This is a genomic window from Pontivivens insulae (assembly GCF_900302495.1).
GTDB lineage: Bacteria > Pseudomonadota > Alphaproteobacteria > Rhodobacterales > Rhodobacteraceae > Pontivivens > Pontivivens insulae.
The window spans coordinates 105898-121100 of the sequence record NZ_OMKW01000004.1; the positions used below are offsets into that span (position 1 = coordinate 105898).

Annotated in this window: 19 protein-coding genes; 11 read left to right on the forward strand and 8 right to left on the reverse strand. The window is 58.8% G+C overall.

All coding sequences use genetic code 11. The features are described 5' to 3' along the window. Positions 1-18 precede the first annotated feature (18 nt). Positions 19-702 carry a helix-turn-helix transcriptional regulator gene (locus POI8812_RS14560; protein WP_108783345.1) on the reverse strand — a complete coding sequence of 228 codons (684 nt, stop codon included), beginning with the start codon at positions 700-702 and terminating at the stop codon, positions 19-21. Continuing rightward, positions 702-1076 carry a VOC family protein gene (locus tag POI8812_RS14565; RefSeq protein ID WP_108783346.1) on the reverse strand — a complete coding sequence of 125 codons (375 nt, stop codon included), beginning with the start codon at positions 1074-1076 and terminating at the stop codon, positions 702-704. The genes POI8812_RS14560 and POI8812_RS14565 overlap by 1 nt, the downstream gene beginning before the upstream one ends. 256 nt (positions 1077-1332) lie before the next feature. Between POI8812_RS14565 and POI8812_RS14570 the strand changes: the two genes are divergently transcribed. Further along, positions 1333-2430, forward strand: a complete 1098-nt coding sequence (locus tag POI8812_RS14570) for a Hint domain-containing protein (protein WP_108783347.1) — start codon at positions 1333-1335, stop codon at positions 2428-2430. Here the strand turns inward: POI8812_RS14570 and POI8812_RS14575 are convergent. Continuing rightward, a complete protein-coding gene (locus POI8812_RS14575; protein WP_108783348.1) occupies positions 2427-2609 on the reverse strand; it encodes a zinc-finger domain-containing protein in 183 nt (60 codons plus the stop codon). The genes POI8812_RS14570 and POI8812_RS14575 overlap by 4 nt on opposite strands. 127 nt (positions 2610-2736) lie before the next feature. On the opposite strand from POI8812_RS14575, the gene POI8812_RS14580 reads away from it, so the two are divergent. Together POI8812_RS14580 and POI8812_RS14585 are read left to right on the forward strand one after the other, a co-directional pair. Then, positions 2737-3666 (forward strand): ABC transporter ATP-binding protein, encoded by a 930-nt coding sequence (locus POI8812_RS14580; protein WP_108783349.1) that lies wholly within the window; start codon positions 2737-2739, stop codon positions 3664-3666. 48 nt (positions 3667-3714) lie between these two features. Then, complete coding sequence (locus POI8812_RS14585; protein ID WP_108783350.1) at positions 3715-3978, forward strand: hypothetical protein; 264 nt, start codon at positions 3715-3717, stop codon at positions 3976-3978. 30 nt (positions 3979-4008) lie between these two features. On the opposite strand, the gene POI8812_RS14590 is transcribed toward POI8812_RS14585, so the two are convergent. The 3 genes from POI8812_RS14590 to hisA all read right to left on the reverse strand — a co-directional run bounded on the left by POI8812_RS14590 (position 4009) and on the right by hisA (position 5980). Continuing rightward, entirely contained in the window at positions 4009-4326 is a 318-nt protein-coding gene (locus POI8812_RS14590) for a phosphoribosyl-ATP diphosphatase (RefSeq protein ID WP_108783351.1), read from the reverse strand. After that, positions 4323-5084, reverse strand: a complete 762-nt coding sequence (hisF, locus tag POI8812_RS14595) for an imidazole glycerol phosphate synthase subunit HisF (protein ID WP_108783352.1) — start codon at positions 5082-5084, stop codon at positions 4323-4325. Before hisF ends, POI8812_RS14590 begins: the two co-directional genes overlap by 4 nt. 173 nt (positions 5085-5257) lie before the next feature. Continuing rightward, entirely contained in the window at positions 5258-5980 is a 723-nt protein-coding gene (gene hisA, locus POI8812_RS14600) for a 1-(5-phosphoribosyl)-5-[(5-phosphoribosylamino)methylideneamino]imidazole-4-carboxamide isomerase (RefSeq protein WP_108783353.1), read from the reverse strand. A gap of 148 nt (positions 5981-6128) precedes the next feature. Here hisA and POI8812_RS14605 point away from each other — a divergent pair, with 148 nt between their 5' ends. After that, on the forward strand, positions 6129-6530 hold the full coding sequence (locus POI8812_RS14605; RefSeq protein ID WP_108783354.1) for a DUF2147 domain-containing protein: 402 nt from the start codon (positions 6129-6131) through the stop codon (positions 6528-6530). Positions 6531-6597: 67 nt separating this feature from the next. On the opposite strand, the gene hisH is transcribed toward POI8812_RS14605, so the two are convergent. Next, positions 6598-7233 carry an imidazole glycerol phosphate synthase subunit HisH gene (hisH, locus tag POI8812_RS14610; RefSeq protein ID WP_108783355.1) on the reverse strand — a complete coding sequence of 212 codons (636 nt, stop codon included), beginning with the start codon at positions 7231-7233 and terminating at the stop codon, positions 6598-6600. After that, entirely contained in the window at positions 7230-7817 is a 588-nt protein-coding gene (gene hisB / locus POI8812_RS14615) for an imidazoleglycerol-phosphate dehydratase HisB (protein ID WP_108783356.1), read from the reverse strand. Before hisB ends, hisH begins: the two co-directional genes overlap by 4 nt. A gap of 189 nt (positions 7818-8006) precedes the next feature. On the opposite strand from hisB, the gene POI8812_RS14620 reads away from it, so the two are divergent. The 7 genes from POI8812_RS14620 to POI8812_RS14650 all read left to right on the forward strand — a co-directional run bounded on the left by POI8812_RS14620 (position 8007) and on the right by POI8812_RS14650 (position 15195). Then, positions 8007-9170 carry an isovaleryl-CoA dehydrogenase gene (locus POI8812_RS14620; protein ID WP_108783357.1) on the forward strand — a complete coding sequence of 388 codons (1164 nt, stop codon included), beginning with the start codon at positions 8007-8009 and terminating at the stop codon, positions 9168-9170. Positions 9171-9276: 106 nt separating this feature from the next. Then, the gene (locus POI8812_RS14625; protein ID WP_108783358.1) at positions 9277-9795 is read left to right on the forward strand and encodes a lysozyme inhibitor LprI family protein; all 519 of its coding nucleotides are present in this window, start codon (positions 9277-9279) and stop codon (positions 9793-9795) included. Then, positions 9792-10595 carry an EcsC family protein gene (locus POI8812_RS14630; RefSeq protein ID WP_162844974.1) on the forward strand — a complete coding sequence of 268 codons (804 nt, stop codon included), beginning with the start codon at positions 9792-9794 and terminating at the stop codon, positions 10593-10595. The genes POI8812_RS14625 and POI8812_RS14630 overlap by 4 nt, the downstream gene beginning before the upstream one ends. Next, complete coding sequence (locus tag POI8812_RS14635) at positions 10592-10999, forward strand: hypothetical protein (RefSeq protein ID WP_108783360.1); 408 nt, start codon at positions 10592-10594, stop codon at positions 10997-10999. The genes POI8812_RS14630 and POI8812_RS14635 overlap by 4 nt, the downstream gene beginning before the upstream one ends. Positions 11000-11039: 40 nt before the next feature. Continuing rightward, entirely contained in the window at positions 11040-12647 is a 1608-nt protein-coding gene (locus POI8812_RS14640; RefSeq protein ID WP_108783361.1) for a carboxyl transferase domain-containing protein, read from the forward strand. A 47-nt stretch (positions 12648-12694) separates the two neighbouring features. Beyond that, positions 12695-13255: a hypothetical protein gene (locus POI8812_RS14645; RefSeq protein ID WP_147298296.1), complete on the forward strand. Its 561-nt coding sequence runs from the start codon at positions 12695-12697 to the stop codon at positions 13253-13255. 2 nt (positions 13256-13257) lie between these two features. Further along, on the forward strand, positions 13258-15195 hold the full coding sequence (locus POI8812_RS14650) for an acetyl/propionyl/methylcrotonyl-CoA carboxylase subunit alpha (RefSeq protein WP_108783363.1): 1938 nt from the start codon (positions 13258-13260) through the stop codon (positions 15193-15195). Positions 15196-15203 lie beyond the last annotated feature (8 nt).

Consider the following 15203-nt stretch of genomic DNA (forward strand, 5'->3'; position numbering starts at 1 on the left):
CAGATTGGCGAGGGCCGCTTACCTATTCTCTCGATCGTGCAGGTAGAAGGCGCGCAGGTTCTTGTCCGGCTCATCGGGAAACGGGTCTCCGGTGCTCAGCGCATCAATGCGGTCGACGCGAAACATGCGAAAGTCTCGGCGCAATTCACACCAACTGACGAGTGTCCAGGCACGTCCCCAGAACCATAGGCCCAGAGGTCTGATCTGGCGCTCGGTCGGCTTATCATCCTTGTCCCGATAGTGGAGAGTCAGGCGCAGTCGGGAGTCCGCTGCGATCTGTATCTCGTCGAGCATTCCGCGGGCCCGGCCTGTCTCCTCTCCCGCGCCGATCGCGTGGATATTTATTTGCCCGGCTTCGCCCTGTCGTGCCTCGGGCAAGACCGTCTCGATCTTGGCAAGCGCATCTTCTGCAGCCAAGCCGAGGGAGGTGCTGCCGAATGCGCGCGCCATGCGGATGCCCGCGACGAGCGCGTTCAGCTCTGCGCGTGAGAACATGAGCGGCGGCAGATCGTAGCCCTCGCGCATCATGTAGCCGACCCCGGCCTCGCCTTCTACAGGAACGCCGGACCCGATCAGATGTGCGATGTCGCGGTAGATCGTGCGTTCGGAAACCTCAAGCCTCTCTGCCAAGTCCCGCGCAAGGGTGAGCCGACCGCTCCTGAGGATCTGAACGATCTGAAAGAGACGGTCGGCCCGGCGCATCACGCAACTTTCGCTTCGAACAGGCCAATCGAATTGCCGTCCGGGTCTTGCGCATAGGCAAATCGGCCGACTGGCAGCGGGATTGGCTCTGAAACGACCTTGCCGCCCGCCTCCTGACACCGCGCCATGCTATCCTCCAGTGTGTCAGGAACAGCCAGATGGATCGTGGGTCCGTGCTCGCTCGGCGTTCCGGGATAGAGGTGTCCGGACACACCCGGCTGCATCGGATCTCCGAAATTTGCGATCATGTTGGGGCCGCCGTCTACGATACTCATCTCCACGTTGAAAACTTTAGAATAAAACGCGACGCCCGCGTCCAGATCGGTGACGGGGATCTCTGCCCAGACGACTGCATTTTGTGCTTGAGAGGTCATAGTGTTTTCCTTCGTATCATCGTTGCGATGAGAAGGGGATAGCAGGGGCCTCCTGACAGCATTGTGTCAGGAGGATTGCGGGGCGGTCGCGTTTTTTGTGTCTGCTTGCTTTTATGCTGTTGTCGATGCTCATCTTGATATCCGGGCGAGGGTTTGCATCGCTATTGCTTTGACGTGCATTTCATGCCGAAATACAATGTAAGCGTGTACATTGGGCTTGCTGTGTTCCTGCAAGCACCGGGGAGGGTGTGGACGAATGGCAGAATTTACGTTTTTCGCGAAGCCTGATGGCTCCAGCGCAAATAACTCATCACTCAATATTGACCCGCCAAAGGGCCAGACAACTGAAATTACGTTCCTCCCAAATACTAGCGCTCTGGGTGGAGGGGATGTGTTTCTGGACGATTTTGGGACAACTGATGGTGCTGGCGATATCATTGATGACGGAACCATCGATCCAAACACTCAGGTCTATATTAACGGCGACAGTTCGAATCTCTATACCTTCGAGGTTGAGTTTTCAGGTACGGTGAACGTTACAACAAAAGCGACAAATAACGGCATCGCTGGAGAGCAATTCACGATTATCACCATTGATCCAGGTGGATTAAACCTTCGCTTGGTGTTCTTTCCGAATGCAGAGTTCACACAAGCCCAGGCTGCTGCAATCAACAATGGCGCCTACGCGACAAACGCCGAGAACAACGCTCAGGTCGAAATCTGCTTTCGATCAGATATGCGTGTGATGACCAATACTGGATACCGCAAGATCGGATCAATTCGACCCGGCGATCTTGTCCAAACGATCCCTGACGGTGGGTTTAAGACGGTGCGTTGGGTGGGCGGCTTTCAAGTCACTGCTCTCGATGCACTGTTGAAGCCAGACCTCCGCCCTGTTCGCATTCACTGCTGCTCCGGCCCCCAATGTCAGTCCGGCCAGTTGGTCGTTTCGCAGCAGCATCGTATTGAACTAGCAGATCCATATCTTGAGCTGCTGTTCGGCATCCCTGAAGTGTTCGTACCAGCGCACTGGTTGTTGAGGTCTGGACACGCAACGCGCGTCGATGTCGTCGAGCCAATTGAATACGTTCACCTGCTTCTGGATAGCCACGAGGTTTTGTGTGTCGAGGGGTATGCTGCGGAGAGCCTATATTTCGGGAAAGTCTTAAAGGAGTCTCCTGATCCCGTCTTGGAGGTGTTTTCTGAGCAAGTGGCCGGGCATGGTGCTACCATTCCTAAAGCGGCAATTTTGTCGCGCTCCTACCTTCGCTATCCAGAGTTTGAGCTGCTGGTTCGGCGCTATCCCGAGGTTCTGGAACGTGCTTTGATGCCCAAGGTGCTCACCAAAGCTTAGCGATTATCCGCCGGGCCGCCCTCCAGCACGAACTTCTTGTCGCAATAGCCACACTCAACGAAGCCCTCATCTTCGGCAATCGTGTACCAAACACGTGGATGTCCCAGTGCGCCTTCTGCTCCGTCGCAGGCAATGCGGGTCTTGGTGACATACTCGGTTTCTGGGGCGGAGCGGGTCATATGAGCCTCTTGATGCTTGAGCGGGCGCGCGTCCGGCTTACGTAGCATTTTGGCGCACCGGTTGGCGCGCATAATAGGCATACCGCGCGCGTCGGCAAGGCAGCGCGTTCTTCGGAGGCATCATGTCATGGCAGAGAATGCGATCGAGCTTGTTGGATTGCGCAAGGTTTACCGCGCACAGGGAACAGGTGTTGAAAAGGTGGCGGTCAAGGACCTGCATCTGGGCATCCCGAAAGGATCGATCTTTGGTCTTCTTGGGCCGAACGGTGCGGGCAAATCAACGACAATCAACATCATGGCGGGGCTGGTCAACAAGACGGCCGGGACGGTCAAGATTTGGGGGTTCGATCAGGACAAGAACCCCCGTATGTCCCGAGCGTCCATCGGCGTCGTGCCGCAGGAACTCAACGTTGATCCGTTTTTCTCACCGCGCGCAGCTCTCGAAGTCCAGGCAGGTCTCTACGGCGTTCCGCCAGAGCATCGCAGGACGGAGATGATTCTCGAAAAGGTTGGCCTGCTAGACAAAGCAGAGGCCTATGCTCGCACCCTTTCAGGTGGCATGCGCAGGCGCCTGCTTGTTGCAAAGGCACTGGTACACGCGCCGCAGGTGCTTGTGCTTGATGAACCCACGGCAGGTGTCGATATCGAACTTAGGCAAATGCTCTGGGACTACGTTCGCGAGTTGAACGCAGCCGGAACGACGATCATTCTGACCACGCATTACCTCGAAGAAGCGCAAGAGATGTGTGACCGCATCGGGATCATTGCAGATGGCACACTGGTCGCGTGTGATGAGACCCCGAACCTTCTGGGCCGCCTCGACACAAAAACGCTCGTTGTAACGCCTGACACTGCGTCGACGCTGCCCGAGTTACCACCGCAAGTCGATGGAGAAACGCGCGAGGATGGCGCGCTGATCCTTCGCTATCCAAAATCCGTATACACCGCGATGGATCTGCTTGATCACCTGCGCGCGAAGGGTGTGACGATCCGCGACATGGCAACAGAAGAGCCAAACCTTGAAGACGTATTCCGCAACATCACGCAAGCTGCGTAAGCGGGCTTGAACAAACACTCGGGCTGGGGCCTGACAGGGAGATCTTAGATGGCAAATACCGAAACCAACCTCGCGCATTCCATTCCGTTTTTTGGCTGGATGTTGCGCGACATGAAAGCTGGCCATAAGGACGCGCCCTATTGGTTCCTTGCGGTCATGGTTTTGCTTTGGGCCGTTTCCTGCTTTGTGTTTGGTTTTGCAGCTCTCGTTGCTGGCGTGCTTGTCCTGACGCCGATCGTCTTGATTGGGTATGCTGCCATCATTTTTGCGATGGTTTCGCCAGAGAAGACGGCGGTATTCAGCGACGATTGATAGTCTGTGTTAGGCTTCGCGGGCAGGGGGTTATACCTTTGGCCGCGCCGCCTTTTCCGCAATCCCTGACTTGCCCGTCCTGCGGGCAAGCTCCGCTTCGACCTCGTCCCAACTTATGTCGCGGGCTGCGAGCATGACCATCAGGTGATAGACGACGTCGCCGGCCTCATAGACCAGGTTGTCACGATCATTCGTCGCGCAGGCAACGATGGCCTCTACGGCTTCCTCGCCAAATTTCTCTGCGCATTTGGCCGGGCCTTTCGACAGCATTCGAGCGGTGTGAGAGCTGTCTGGGTCGGCATCACGCCGGGCTTCAATCGTGGCGAATAAATCGTCCAGGATAGTCATGTCAGCCTCATAGGAATGCCAGCGGCGGCCATGTGGGCCTTCGCCTCTCCGATTGTGTATGTTCCAAAATGGAAGATCGACGCGGCGAGAACCGCGTTTGCGCCGCCCTCGGTCACACCTTCCACGAGGTGATCGAGTGTTCCGACACCGCCCGAGGCGATCACTGGCACATCGACAGCGTTTGAGATGGCACGGGTGAGCGGTAGGTTATATCCCGACTTGGTCCCATCCTTATCCATGGACGTGAGCAGGATCTCACCGGCACCGCGAGAGACCATATCCCGTGCAAACTCGACCGCGTCGATCCCTGTGGGACGCGTGCCGCCATGCGTGAAGATCTGCCACTCCCCCGGTGCCACGGTTTTGGCATCAACCGCGACAACAATGCATTGCGCGCCGAACTTGTTGGCGGCTTCGTTGATGCAGTCCGGGTTGGCAACGGCAGCAGAGTTGAAACTGACCTTGTCTGCCCCGGCCAATAGAAGTGCCCGTACATCGAGGGCAGAACGGACTCCCCCACCAACTGTCAGCGGCATGAAGCAGGCTTCGGCCGTGCGACGTACGACGTCAAACATGGTGCCACGATTCTCAAGCGTGGCAGCAATGTCGAGAAAACACAGTTCATCAGCACCCGCGGCGTCATATGCGATGGCAGCCTCAACCGGGTCGCCAGCATCAACGAGGCCTTTGAAGTTCACGCCCTTGACGACGCGTCCGTCCTTCACGTCGAGACACGGAATGATACGGGTTTTTAACATTTCGATGGTGTCCTGCTGACAACGACGACAGTCGTCGTCTTAGCGGTCGGAAGGAGGGAATTCAAATGGGTGAGGAAGTGATCCAACTGGTCTTTGGGGTCCTCGCAGGGGCAATGCTGATCGGCGCGGCTGCGTTTTCATAGATACTCACAGCTTGCCTCTTCTGAAAAAGATCAGCCCCTCAACAACTCCATCGCTTCAGCAATGTCCAATTTCCCATCGTAAATGGCCCTTCCAGAAATCGCACCATTCAGTGGCGCGCCTGTTTCCTTAAGCGCGGCGAGATCCTGAAGGGATGAGACGCCCCCGGATGCAATCACAGGAATTGATACCGCGCGGGCAAGGGCTGCTGTTGCAGCCACGTTTGGACCCTGCATGGCGCCGTCACGTTCGATGTCGGTGTAGATGATTGCCGCAACGCCGGCATCTTCAAACTGCCGGGCAAGATCCAAAACCGTAATGTCGGTCGTCTCAGCCCATCCTTCGACGGCGACCATTCCCTCGCGCGCATCGATACCTACGGCAACCTGGCCGGGGAAAAGACGGGCGGCTTCCCTGACAAGGTCCGGGTCACGTACCGCGACCGTGCCAAGGATGACCCGGCGCAGCCCCCGGCTCAGCCAGCTTTCAATGGTCGCGATGTCACGAATCCCCCCGCCGAGCTGTGCGGGCACATTGGTTGCGGCAAGGATACCTTCGACGGCCTCAGCATTTACGGGAGCACCGGCAAAGGCGCCATTGAGATCCACCAGATGCAACCATTCCGCGCCCTGCTCAACGAAAGAGGCTGCTTGCGCCGCCGGATTGTCGCTGAACACCGTGGCTTGAGACATTTCGCCCTTGAAGAGCCGTACGCACGCTCCGTCCTTAAGGTCGATGGCAGGGTAGAGGATCATGGTGCGGTCCTAACTGGCAATGGAATGCATTTGCGCCGGGCTTACCGCCGCGCGCGTTGAAATGCAAAACGGATAACTCACCCTGCGTAACGCTTGACCTAAAGCCAGTGCGTGATCGAACCTAAAGCAAATTCTGGGAGGAAAATTCATGAAACGCATTACGGCACTGGCACTGTCGCTGGCCTTTGCGCCGCTCTCCGCCATCGCTCAGGACGCAACCGGTTTGTGGCAATCGGCACCGTCCGAAGAGACTGGCGCTTACATCACCGTTCAAATTGGCGCCTGTCAGGGCGCACCTGAAGAGCGCTGCGGTGTGATCCGTGGTGTCTTCAACGCAGATGGGACGCCCGGCGCGCAGGACATCGTCGGCGAACCGATCATCTGGGGTATGGAGCCGGATGGCGCTGGCGCATGGTCCGGCGGCACAATCTGGGCTCCGGACCAGGACAAAACCTACAACTCAAAAATGGAGCTTTCGGGCGCCGATCTTGAAGTCTCCGGCTGCGTTTTGTTCATTTGCCGCGCACAAACGTGGACCCGCGTGAACTGACGCACGTTCGTATCTGCATGCATATCGATGCGCGTCGCGATCTGAAATCGCGGCGCGCTCTTTACTTTCAGGGAGCCCAGCGCAGAAAATTGCCAATGACAGTCAGGCCGGTCTTTTGGCTTTTTTCAGGATGGAACTGGGTTCCGACGATGTTGTCCCGTCCAACGCAGGCCGTCACGGGTTCGCCATAGTCGACTGTGGCAATCACGTCAGCTTCATCAGCGGGCGCCATGTGAAATGAATGAACGAAATAAGCATGCGCGCCCTGCTCGACGCCTTCAAAGAGGACGTGGGATCGGTTGAGCCGCAGCTCATTCCAGCCCATGTGCGGCACTTTCAATGTCTCGTCCGATGGGCGAAGGGCGGTCACGTCTCCGGCGATCCAATCGAGCCCCGATGTCTCCCCAAATTCGAGTCCGCGGGTTGCGAGCAGTTGCATGCCTACACAGATGCCCATGAATGGAGTTCCGGCCTGAACACGCTCACGCAGCGCGTCGACCATGCCGTCCACCGCCATCAGGCCCGCCTGACAATCCGCAAAGGCTCCGACGCCAGGAAGCACGATGCGTTCGGCCCCCGCCACAACGTCCGCATCCCCTGAGACAACGATTCGCGGACCGTTGATTTCACGGCTCATCCGCTCGAAGCTCTTTTGCGCTGAGTGGAGGTTGCCGGAGCCGTAGTCGACAATCACACAGGTCATAGCATGCCTTTGGTCGAGGGGATCGCATCCGCCTTGCGCGGATCTGTTTCCAGAGCGTCCCGCAAGGCCCGAGCGACCGCCTTGAATGCTGCCTCGGCAACATGGTGCGCGTTTATCCCGTCGATCCGCTCAACGTGCAGCGTGATGCCGCCATGAGTCGAAAACGCCTGGAAGAATTCGCGAACCAGTTCGGTATCGAATGTCTTTATCTGCGGCGCGGAAAAATCGACCTTCCACACGAGGTAGGGTCGAGCGCTCAGGTCGAGGGCGGCGCGCACCAAAGTATCGTCCATCGGCAATAGGCACGAGCCGTACCGAACTATGCCCCGCTTGTCCCCCATTGCGGCTGTCAGCGCTTGGCCAAGTGCAATGCCGACGTCTTCAACGGTGTGGTGATCATCAATGTGCAGATCGCCTTCGCAGCGCACTTTCATATCAATCAGCGCATGGCGTGCCAGTTGATCGAGCATATGATCGAAAAAACCAACGCCGGTTTGATTGTCATAGCTTCCGGTCCCGTCGAGATTGATCTCGACGCTAATATCGGTCTCAGCGGTCTTTCGCGTGATCTTTGCCGTGCGCATCTTCTAACCCCGTATCGTTCAACCCGCTTATAGGTCCTCTTCTAATGCTTGGTAAGGGCGCACGATCAATTCGCCTGTCGCAAGATCTGCGCCATCTGAAAAGAGGCCAACACAGGCATTGCAAATTAAATGAACGTGTGTTCATATTTGTCTAAGGCTGCAGTAAGGCGGCGATCAGGGAGATGAGAGATGTTCCATGCATCTATGAACTTCGCACTCGATGAGGAGATCGAGGCCCTGCGTGATATGGTTCATCGGTGGGCCCAGGATCGCGTTGCGCCAATGGCGGCTGAAATTGACCGCAAGAACGAGTTTCCCAATGAGCTTTGGACCGAAATGGGGGAGCTTGGTCTTCTAGGCATCACGGTTCCCGAAGAGGACGGGGGGGCTGGAATGGGATATCTCGCCCACTCCATCGCGGTTGAGGAGATGGCCCGCGCCAGCGCATCTGTTTCTCTCAGCTATGGTGCGCACTCGAATCTTTGCGTGAACCAGATCGCCCTGAATGGGAATGCTGACCAGAAGGCGAAATATCTGCCGAAACTCATTTCGGGGGAGCATGTCGGCTCGCTTGCCATGTCCGAAGCCGGCGCCGGCTCGGACGTTGTGTCGATGAGCTTGCGTGCCGAGAAGCGCAATGATCGCTTCGTGCTGAATGGAAACAAGTACTGGATCACCAACTCGCCGGATGCATCAACGCTCGTCGTATACGCCAAGACAGATCCTGCCGCGGGGCCGAAGGGCATCACTGCCTTCTTGATTGAGCGAGAAATGGCGGGCTTTGCCGTTGGGCCGCATTTCGACAAGCTCGGCATGCGCGGCTCCAATACGGCGGAGCTGATCTTCGAAGATGTCGAAGTGCCTTTCGAAAACATCCTGGGGGAAGAGGGGCGCGGCGTGAACGTTCTTATGTCCGGTTTGGATTATGAGCGTGTTGTGCTCTCCGGCATCGGTGTTGGGCTGATGCACGGTATTCTGGACCATATCATGCCCTATATGCATGAGCGTAAGCAGTTCGGGCAAAAGATCGGTGATTTCCAGCTGATGCAGGCCAAGATTGCGGACCTCTACACCGCAATGAACACCGCACGGGCTTACCTTTACGCTGTGGCGGCTGCGTGCGATCGCGGGCAGGTCACACGTCAGGATGCGGCGGCCTGCGTGCTTTATTGTTCAGAGCAGGCGATGCTGCAGGCCATTCAGGGCGTTCAGGCCATGGGTGGGGCTGGTTTTATGGCGGACAGCCCGCTCGCGCGCATTATGCGCGATGCCAAGCTGATGGAAATTGGCGCTGGCACGTCTGAAATTCGCCGGATGCTCTGTGGTCGCGAGCTGATGAAAGCGACGGCCTGATGAACTCAGCCTGCCTGATATTTCCAGAAGCCTTGGTAGACGGTTCCCGTGCCATTAGCTTTTGGGTGAGCAATTCTGGCTCGATCAGGCGGGTGGAGGATCCGGTATGAAGGACTTGATTTGGGTTTGCGGATTGATGGGACTTGCCGCAGCTGTTCCAGCAGCAGGGCAGGATTTTGCCTATTCAGACGACGCGACAGTCCAATGCCTCAACCAGGCGGAGGCGAATGCGACAACGCCACTCTATTGTATCGGAGCATCTGCCGATCAGTGCATCGACGACAATCCCCACGGAAGTTCGACAATCGGATTGGGCGTCTGCTTCTCGGAGGAGGCGGGTTTCTGGGACTCCGTTTTGAACGCCGAATATCAGCGCCTGCTTGGCGAAACGGCGGAATTTGAAAAAGCGAATGCAGATGCCGGTATCAATGCACCGCCGCTTGAACCCTCTTTGCGGGACATGCAGCGCCGCTGGATCGACTATCGTGACCAGCGTTGCACATTCGAGGCCGCGCAATGGGGCGGCGGCACCGGTATGGGACCGGCAACGGCGGAGTGCTTTATGCGCGCAACGGCAGAGCAGGCTCTCTATTTGCGCACCCAAATCGTGGAGACGTGGGAATGAACGGGCCCAAGGACACCCCAGGGCATCCGCTCAGCGTGGCGGTTGAGCGCGTACTGGCCGAACAGCGGAGTTTCGAGCAACAGCGCGCGACCCGGATGGGACGTGGTGTAGAGGCTGCAACAGCTCCGATCGGGGAGGTTGCCCGTCGCTTGATACCAGCGTCCGTCGTGCGAACCGCCCTCGATGGAGCTGACCGGGCGGCAGGCTATACCGTCCCGGAAGATATCAGTGGGCATGATGTGAACGATATTGCGGCCTGCGATGCGGCGGCGTTGCGTGCGCAGGGTTGGGCCATGGGGATGAATGCGGCAACCGGTGCGGGTGCTGGGCTGTTTGGGGTTGTCGGTCTTTCGGTTGATATTCCAGGGTCCATCGCCATTGCCGCTCGAAATGTACGCGCCACAGGGTTGGCCTATGGATTCACAGGTCAATCGGAAGAAGAGCGCATCTTCCGACTGGCAATTCTTGAACTGGCAGCAACAGGCGGGATGGAGGAGCGGGCGGCCTCTGTCGCGCGCGTCAACCGTCTTGCCCAGGCTTTGGGCCAAGCGGGTGGTGAGGCAACTCTTGAAGGTATTGACTGGGCGCTCGACAAGGTGGTGGAGCGGGCGACGCGTGCGCTCGGCATGAACCTGGCTCAGCGCAAGGCGGCACAGGTTGTCCCGATTTTGTCTGCGGCTCTTGGTGCCGCAGTCAATGCCAGCTTTCAGACGGATGTGGCCCGTGCGGCCCGCTACGCCTATCGTCAGCGCTGGTTAGCGACCCGCCAGATGCTGCCAGCGCCGGAGACGGCCGCATGAAGCTGATTGCGCTTTTCATGTTGATACCAATTGCGGCCTCCGCGACAGGCTGGGACGCAGAGCGCGCGCAGACGCATCTGTTAACCTGTTCCGGTCCGGGTATCGCGTGTGCTGTCGAAGGCGATGCGCGCTGCGTCGCGAGTGGCGGCGAAGATTGCACACGGTTCAACGCAGATGTTGCAGAGACCGCAATGCGCGTTGCCTACGCAGATTTTCTTGCGGTGTCCGAACGCGAGACAGTCTCGGAGGGGATGGCGGCCAATTCGACTATAGCGCAAATCGCACATGGGCAGGATGTCTGGGTGGCGGAACGTGATCGGCGTTGCTCTGAAGATCCGCTGTGCCTGACGGGCTACAACATTGAGCGTGCGGGATTTTTCCGCGATCAAATACAGGCACGTTGAGCATGAATTTACATCCTAACGACAGGCAGGAGTGGTCTCTATGACCGTGCTTTCGACAAGTGCCATCCCCGGCAGCGACGCGTTCGAAACGAACCGGACCGCTCATGCAGAAGCGGCTGCGCAGATCGCCGAAGCGGCGCGTGCTGCCGCCGCTGGTGGGGGCGAGCGTGCGCGCGAGCGGCACCTGTCCCGGGGAAAGATGCTGCCGCGCGACCGGGTCGCAAATCTGCTGGATCCGGGCACTCCGTTTCTGGAGGTCGGCGCAACGGCTGCCCATGGCATGTATGATGGCGCAGCGCCGTGTGCCGGCGTGATTGCAGGTGTCGGACAGGTCGAGGGCCGCCAGTGCATGATCCTGTGCAATGACGCCACGGTGAAGGGTGGTACCTACTACCCGATGACGGTGAAAAAGCACCTCCGCGCGCAGGAGATCGCGCAGGAGAACCGACTGCCCTGCATCTACCTCGTGGACAGTGGCGGGGCGAACCTGCCCAATCAAGACGAGGTGTTTCCCGACCGCGACCATTTCGGCCGCATCTTCTTCAATCAGGCGAATATGAGTGCAGAGGGCATTCCTCAGATCGCGGTTGTGATGGGAAGCTGTACCGCGGGCGGCGCCTACGTACCTGCGATGAGCGATGTCACGATCATCGTGAAGGAGCAGGGCACCATCTTTCTCGCCGGTCCCCCGCTGGTGAAGGCCGCGACGGGTGAGGTCGTGAGCGCAGAGGATCTCGGCGGCGGCGACGTTCATACGCGATTGAGCGGTGTGGCTGACTATCTGGCCGAGGACGACGCCCAGGCGCTCGCGCTTGCGCGGCAGGCGGTCAGCCATCTGAACACAGTGCCGCCGGTGACGGTCGAGTGGAAGGAGCCGCGCCCGCCCGCCCTCTCACCCGACACGATCACGGGCGTCGTGCCCGCCGATCTGCGCACTCCTTATGACATTCGCGAGGTTATCGCGCGCATCGTTGATGGTTCCGATTTCGACGAATTCAAACCGCGTTTCGGCAACACGCTCGTCACCGGCTTTGCGCACATCGAGGGCTGCCCGGTCGGCATTATCGCCAACAATGGCGTGCTGTTTTCCGAGGCGGCGCAGAAGGGTGCCCACTTCGTGGAGCTGTGCTCGCAGCGGAAGATTCCACTGATCTTCCTGCAAAACATCACCGGCTTCATGGTGGGCCGGAAGTATGAAAATGAGGGGATCGCGCGCCACGGTGCGAAGTTGGTGACGGCCGTGGCGACGACGAAGGTTCCCAAGATAACAGTGCTCGTCGGTGGCTCCTTCGGCGCTGGCAACTACGGCATGGCAGGCCGGGCATATTCGCCGCGCTTTCTTTGGACATGGCCCAACAGCCGTATCTCGGTCATGGGTGGTGAACAGGCTGCAGGTGTTTTGGCGACCGTTCGGCGCGACGGGATCGAGCGCAAAGGCGGCACATGGTCGGCGGAAGAAGAAGCCAAGTTCAAGCGCCCGACAATCGAGATGTTCGAGGAACAGAGCCACCCGCTCTACGCAAGCGCCCGCCTCTGGGATGACGGCGTGATCCCGCCGGAAAAGACCCGCGACGTGCTGGCACTGAGCCTGCGCGCATGCCTCAACGCGCCCATCGAGGAGACACGCTTCGGCGTGTTCCGGATGTGATGCGAAGTGCCCTCTCTGCTTTAGGAGAATATTTGCCATTCGGGAGCGTGATGCGGCGCGTGAATATTCCCGTGTACATGATTCACAACAGTCTCGATCCCGAAGACTACCTCTTTCTGTTTGATTTCGAGGTTTTTACGGATCGGGCGGGTCGTGGTTTCTTAACCCGTCCACGCCTTATGATTTGGGCGGGGCGAGACGACTTTGACAGGCATCGTTTTGCGCGACAATTCCGCGAGGTCTTTGTTACCGAGTTCGACAAAATGCGAGCCGAGTTGCGCAAGGCAAGGCGCTGGAAGCTGGACTCAAACTGGCTCGCTCCGGTCGCGCTGCTGGCGTATTGGATCCTCTACCTTGCACTTTCGCCGATCTCAAACCGCCGGATTGCAAGGCGTGAGTTGAAGTTGGAGAACGAGATAGAAGAAACGCAGGGCAAGGTGGATCACCTCCTCTCCGTGGCTGAAGTGCGGCTTCATGCAGAGCTCTTTGCCCACGCGCGGCGGAGCACCGATGGCGCCGGAGGTGATCATGTCGATCGCGAGGCTTGGCCGCTTCCCGCCTATGTGGGCGAGCACATCTATGACGAAAAGAGCGGAGCGTGGTGGTAGCAATGTTCTCTAAGATCCTCATCGCCAATCGGGGCGAGATTGCCTGTCGGGTCATGCAGACCGCTCGCCAACTCGGCGTGCGTACGGTCGCCGTCTATTCCGACGCAGACGCCACGGCCAAGCATGTGGCGATGGCTGACGAAGCCGTCCACATCGGCCCTGCGCCTGTGGCTGAAAGCTATCTCAAAGGCGACCGCATCATCGCCGCCGCGCTCGCCACGGGCGCGCAGGCCATCCATCCCGGCTATGGCTTCCTTTCCGAGAACCCGGATTTCGTCGGGGCGGTGGAAGCCGCAGGCCTCACTTTCATCGGCCCGTCCGCCCGTGCAATCCGCGCCATGGGCCTTAAGGACGCCGCCAAGGCGCTGATGGAGGAGGCGGGCGTGCCCGTCGTCCCCGGTTATCACGGGGCGGAGCAGGATCCGGCCTTCCTCGCCGCCGAGGCTGACAAGATCGGCTATCCTGTCCTCATCAAGGCTCGCGCGGGCGGCGGCGGCAAAGGGATGCGCAAGGTCGATGACCCCGCCCAGTTCCGCGCCGCGCTTGAAGGGGCGCAGCGTGAGGGTCAGGCGAGTTTCGGCGACGCAGCGGTGCTCATTGAAAAGTGGATCACTACGCCGCGCCATATCGAGATTCAGGTTTTCGGTGACGGCACCAACGCGATCCACCTTGGAGAGCGCGACTGCTCCTTACAACGTCGCCACCAAAAGGTGATTGAAGAAGCACCAGCGCCGGGCATGACCTCTGAGATGCGCGAAGTGATGGGGGCCGCAGCAGTCCGCGCGGCGGATGCCATCGGCTATTCCGGTGCTGGCACTATTGAATTTATTGTGGACGGCTCAAACGGCCTCGATCCTGAAAAGTTCTGGTTCATGGAAATGAACACGCGCCTTCAAGTCGAACATCCTGTCACTGAAGCGATTACCGGCATCGACCTTGTTGAATGGCAGCTTCGTGTAGCAAGCGGGGAACCTTTGCCCGCGACTCAAAGCGAGATTACGTTGACGGGGCATGCTTTCGAAGCGCGTCTTTATGCCGAGGACGCGACCAAGGGCTTCCTGCCGGCAACAGGGACGCTGACCGCACTTCGGTTCCCGAACGGCACCCGTGCCGATAGCGGGGTGCGCGCTGGCGATGCAATTACCCCCCATTATGACCCGATGATTGCGAAGCTGATCGTGCATGGTGCTTCGCGCGATATTGCGCTGGGCCAATTGCGGACAGCGCTTGAGGACACGATTGTCGCGGGGTCTGTCACGAACCTGCCGTTTCTCGTCGCGCTGACGCGCCATGCTGGCTTTGCTGCTGGGGACATGGACACCGGCCTGATCGAGCGTGATCAGGACGAGCTGACCAGAGTAGGCACACCGTCAATCGAACTGCAGGCGCTCGCCGCGGTTCTGGCTCTTGAGCTGCTCCCGTCGCAACCGCTTCAGGGCTTCACTCTTTGGACGAAACTTGCCCAGCGGGTTGAACTTGATTGTGGCTCGATCGATGTGACTGTCGCTTCACCGGGGTGTTACGAGTGCCGTACCTCGGACGAGCAGGTCGTCTTGAAAGATGTGGCGCTGGAGGGCTGTGCTGTTCACGTAAATGGGCGAAGGTTGCTCTATGCGCAGTCTGGTCCTGTTGTTACGCTGTTTGAGGGCGCAGTCGGCCATGTCTTCGAACGGCTTGATCCACTGACCGCCGCAGTCGAAGCCACCGGAGGCGGTGATCGACTGGTTGCGCCGATGCCGGGCCTCGTCAAGCTCGTAAACGCACAGGCGGGGGCTCATGTCACGCAAGGTGAGGCGCTGATCGTCATGGAAGCCATGAAGATGGAGCACACATTGACAGCTCCTCGTGACGGTATCGTTGCGGAGCTTGCTGTGAAGCAGGGTCAGCAAGTGGCGGACGGAGATGTTATGCTGGCTTTGGAGCCTTTGGCGGACGCATAGGCGTCTCA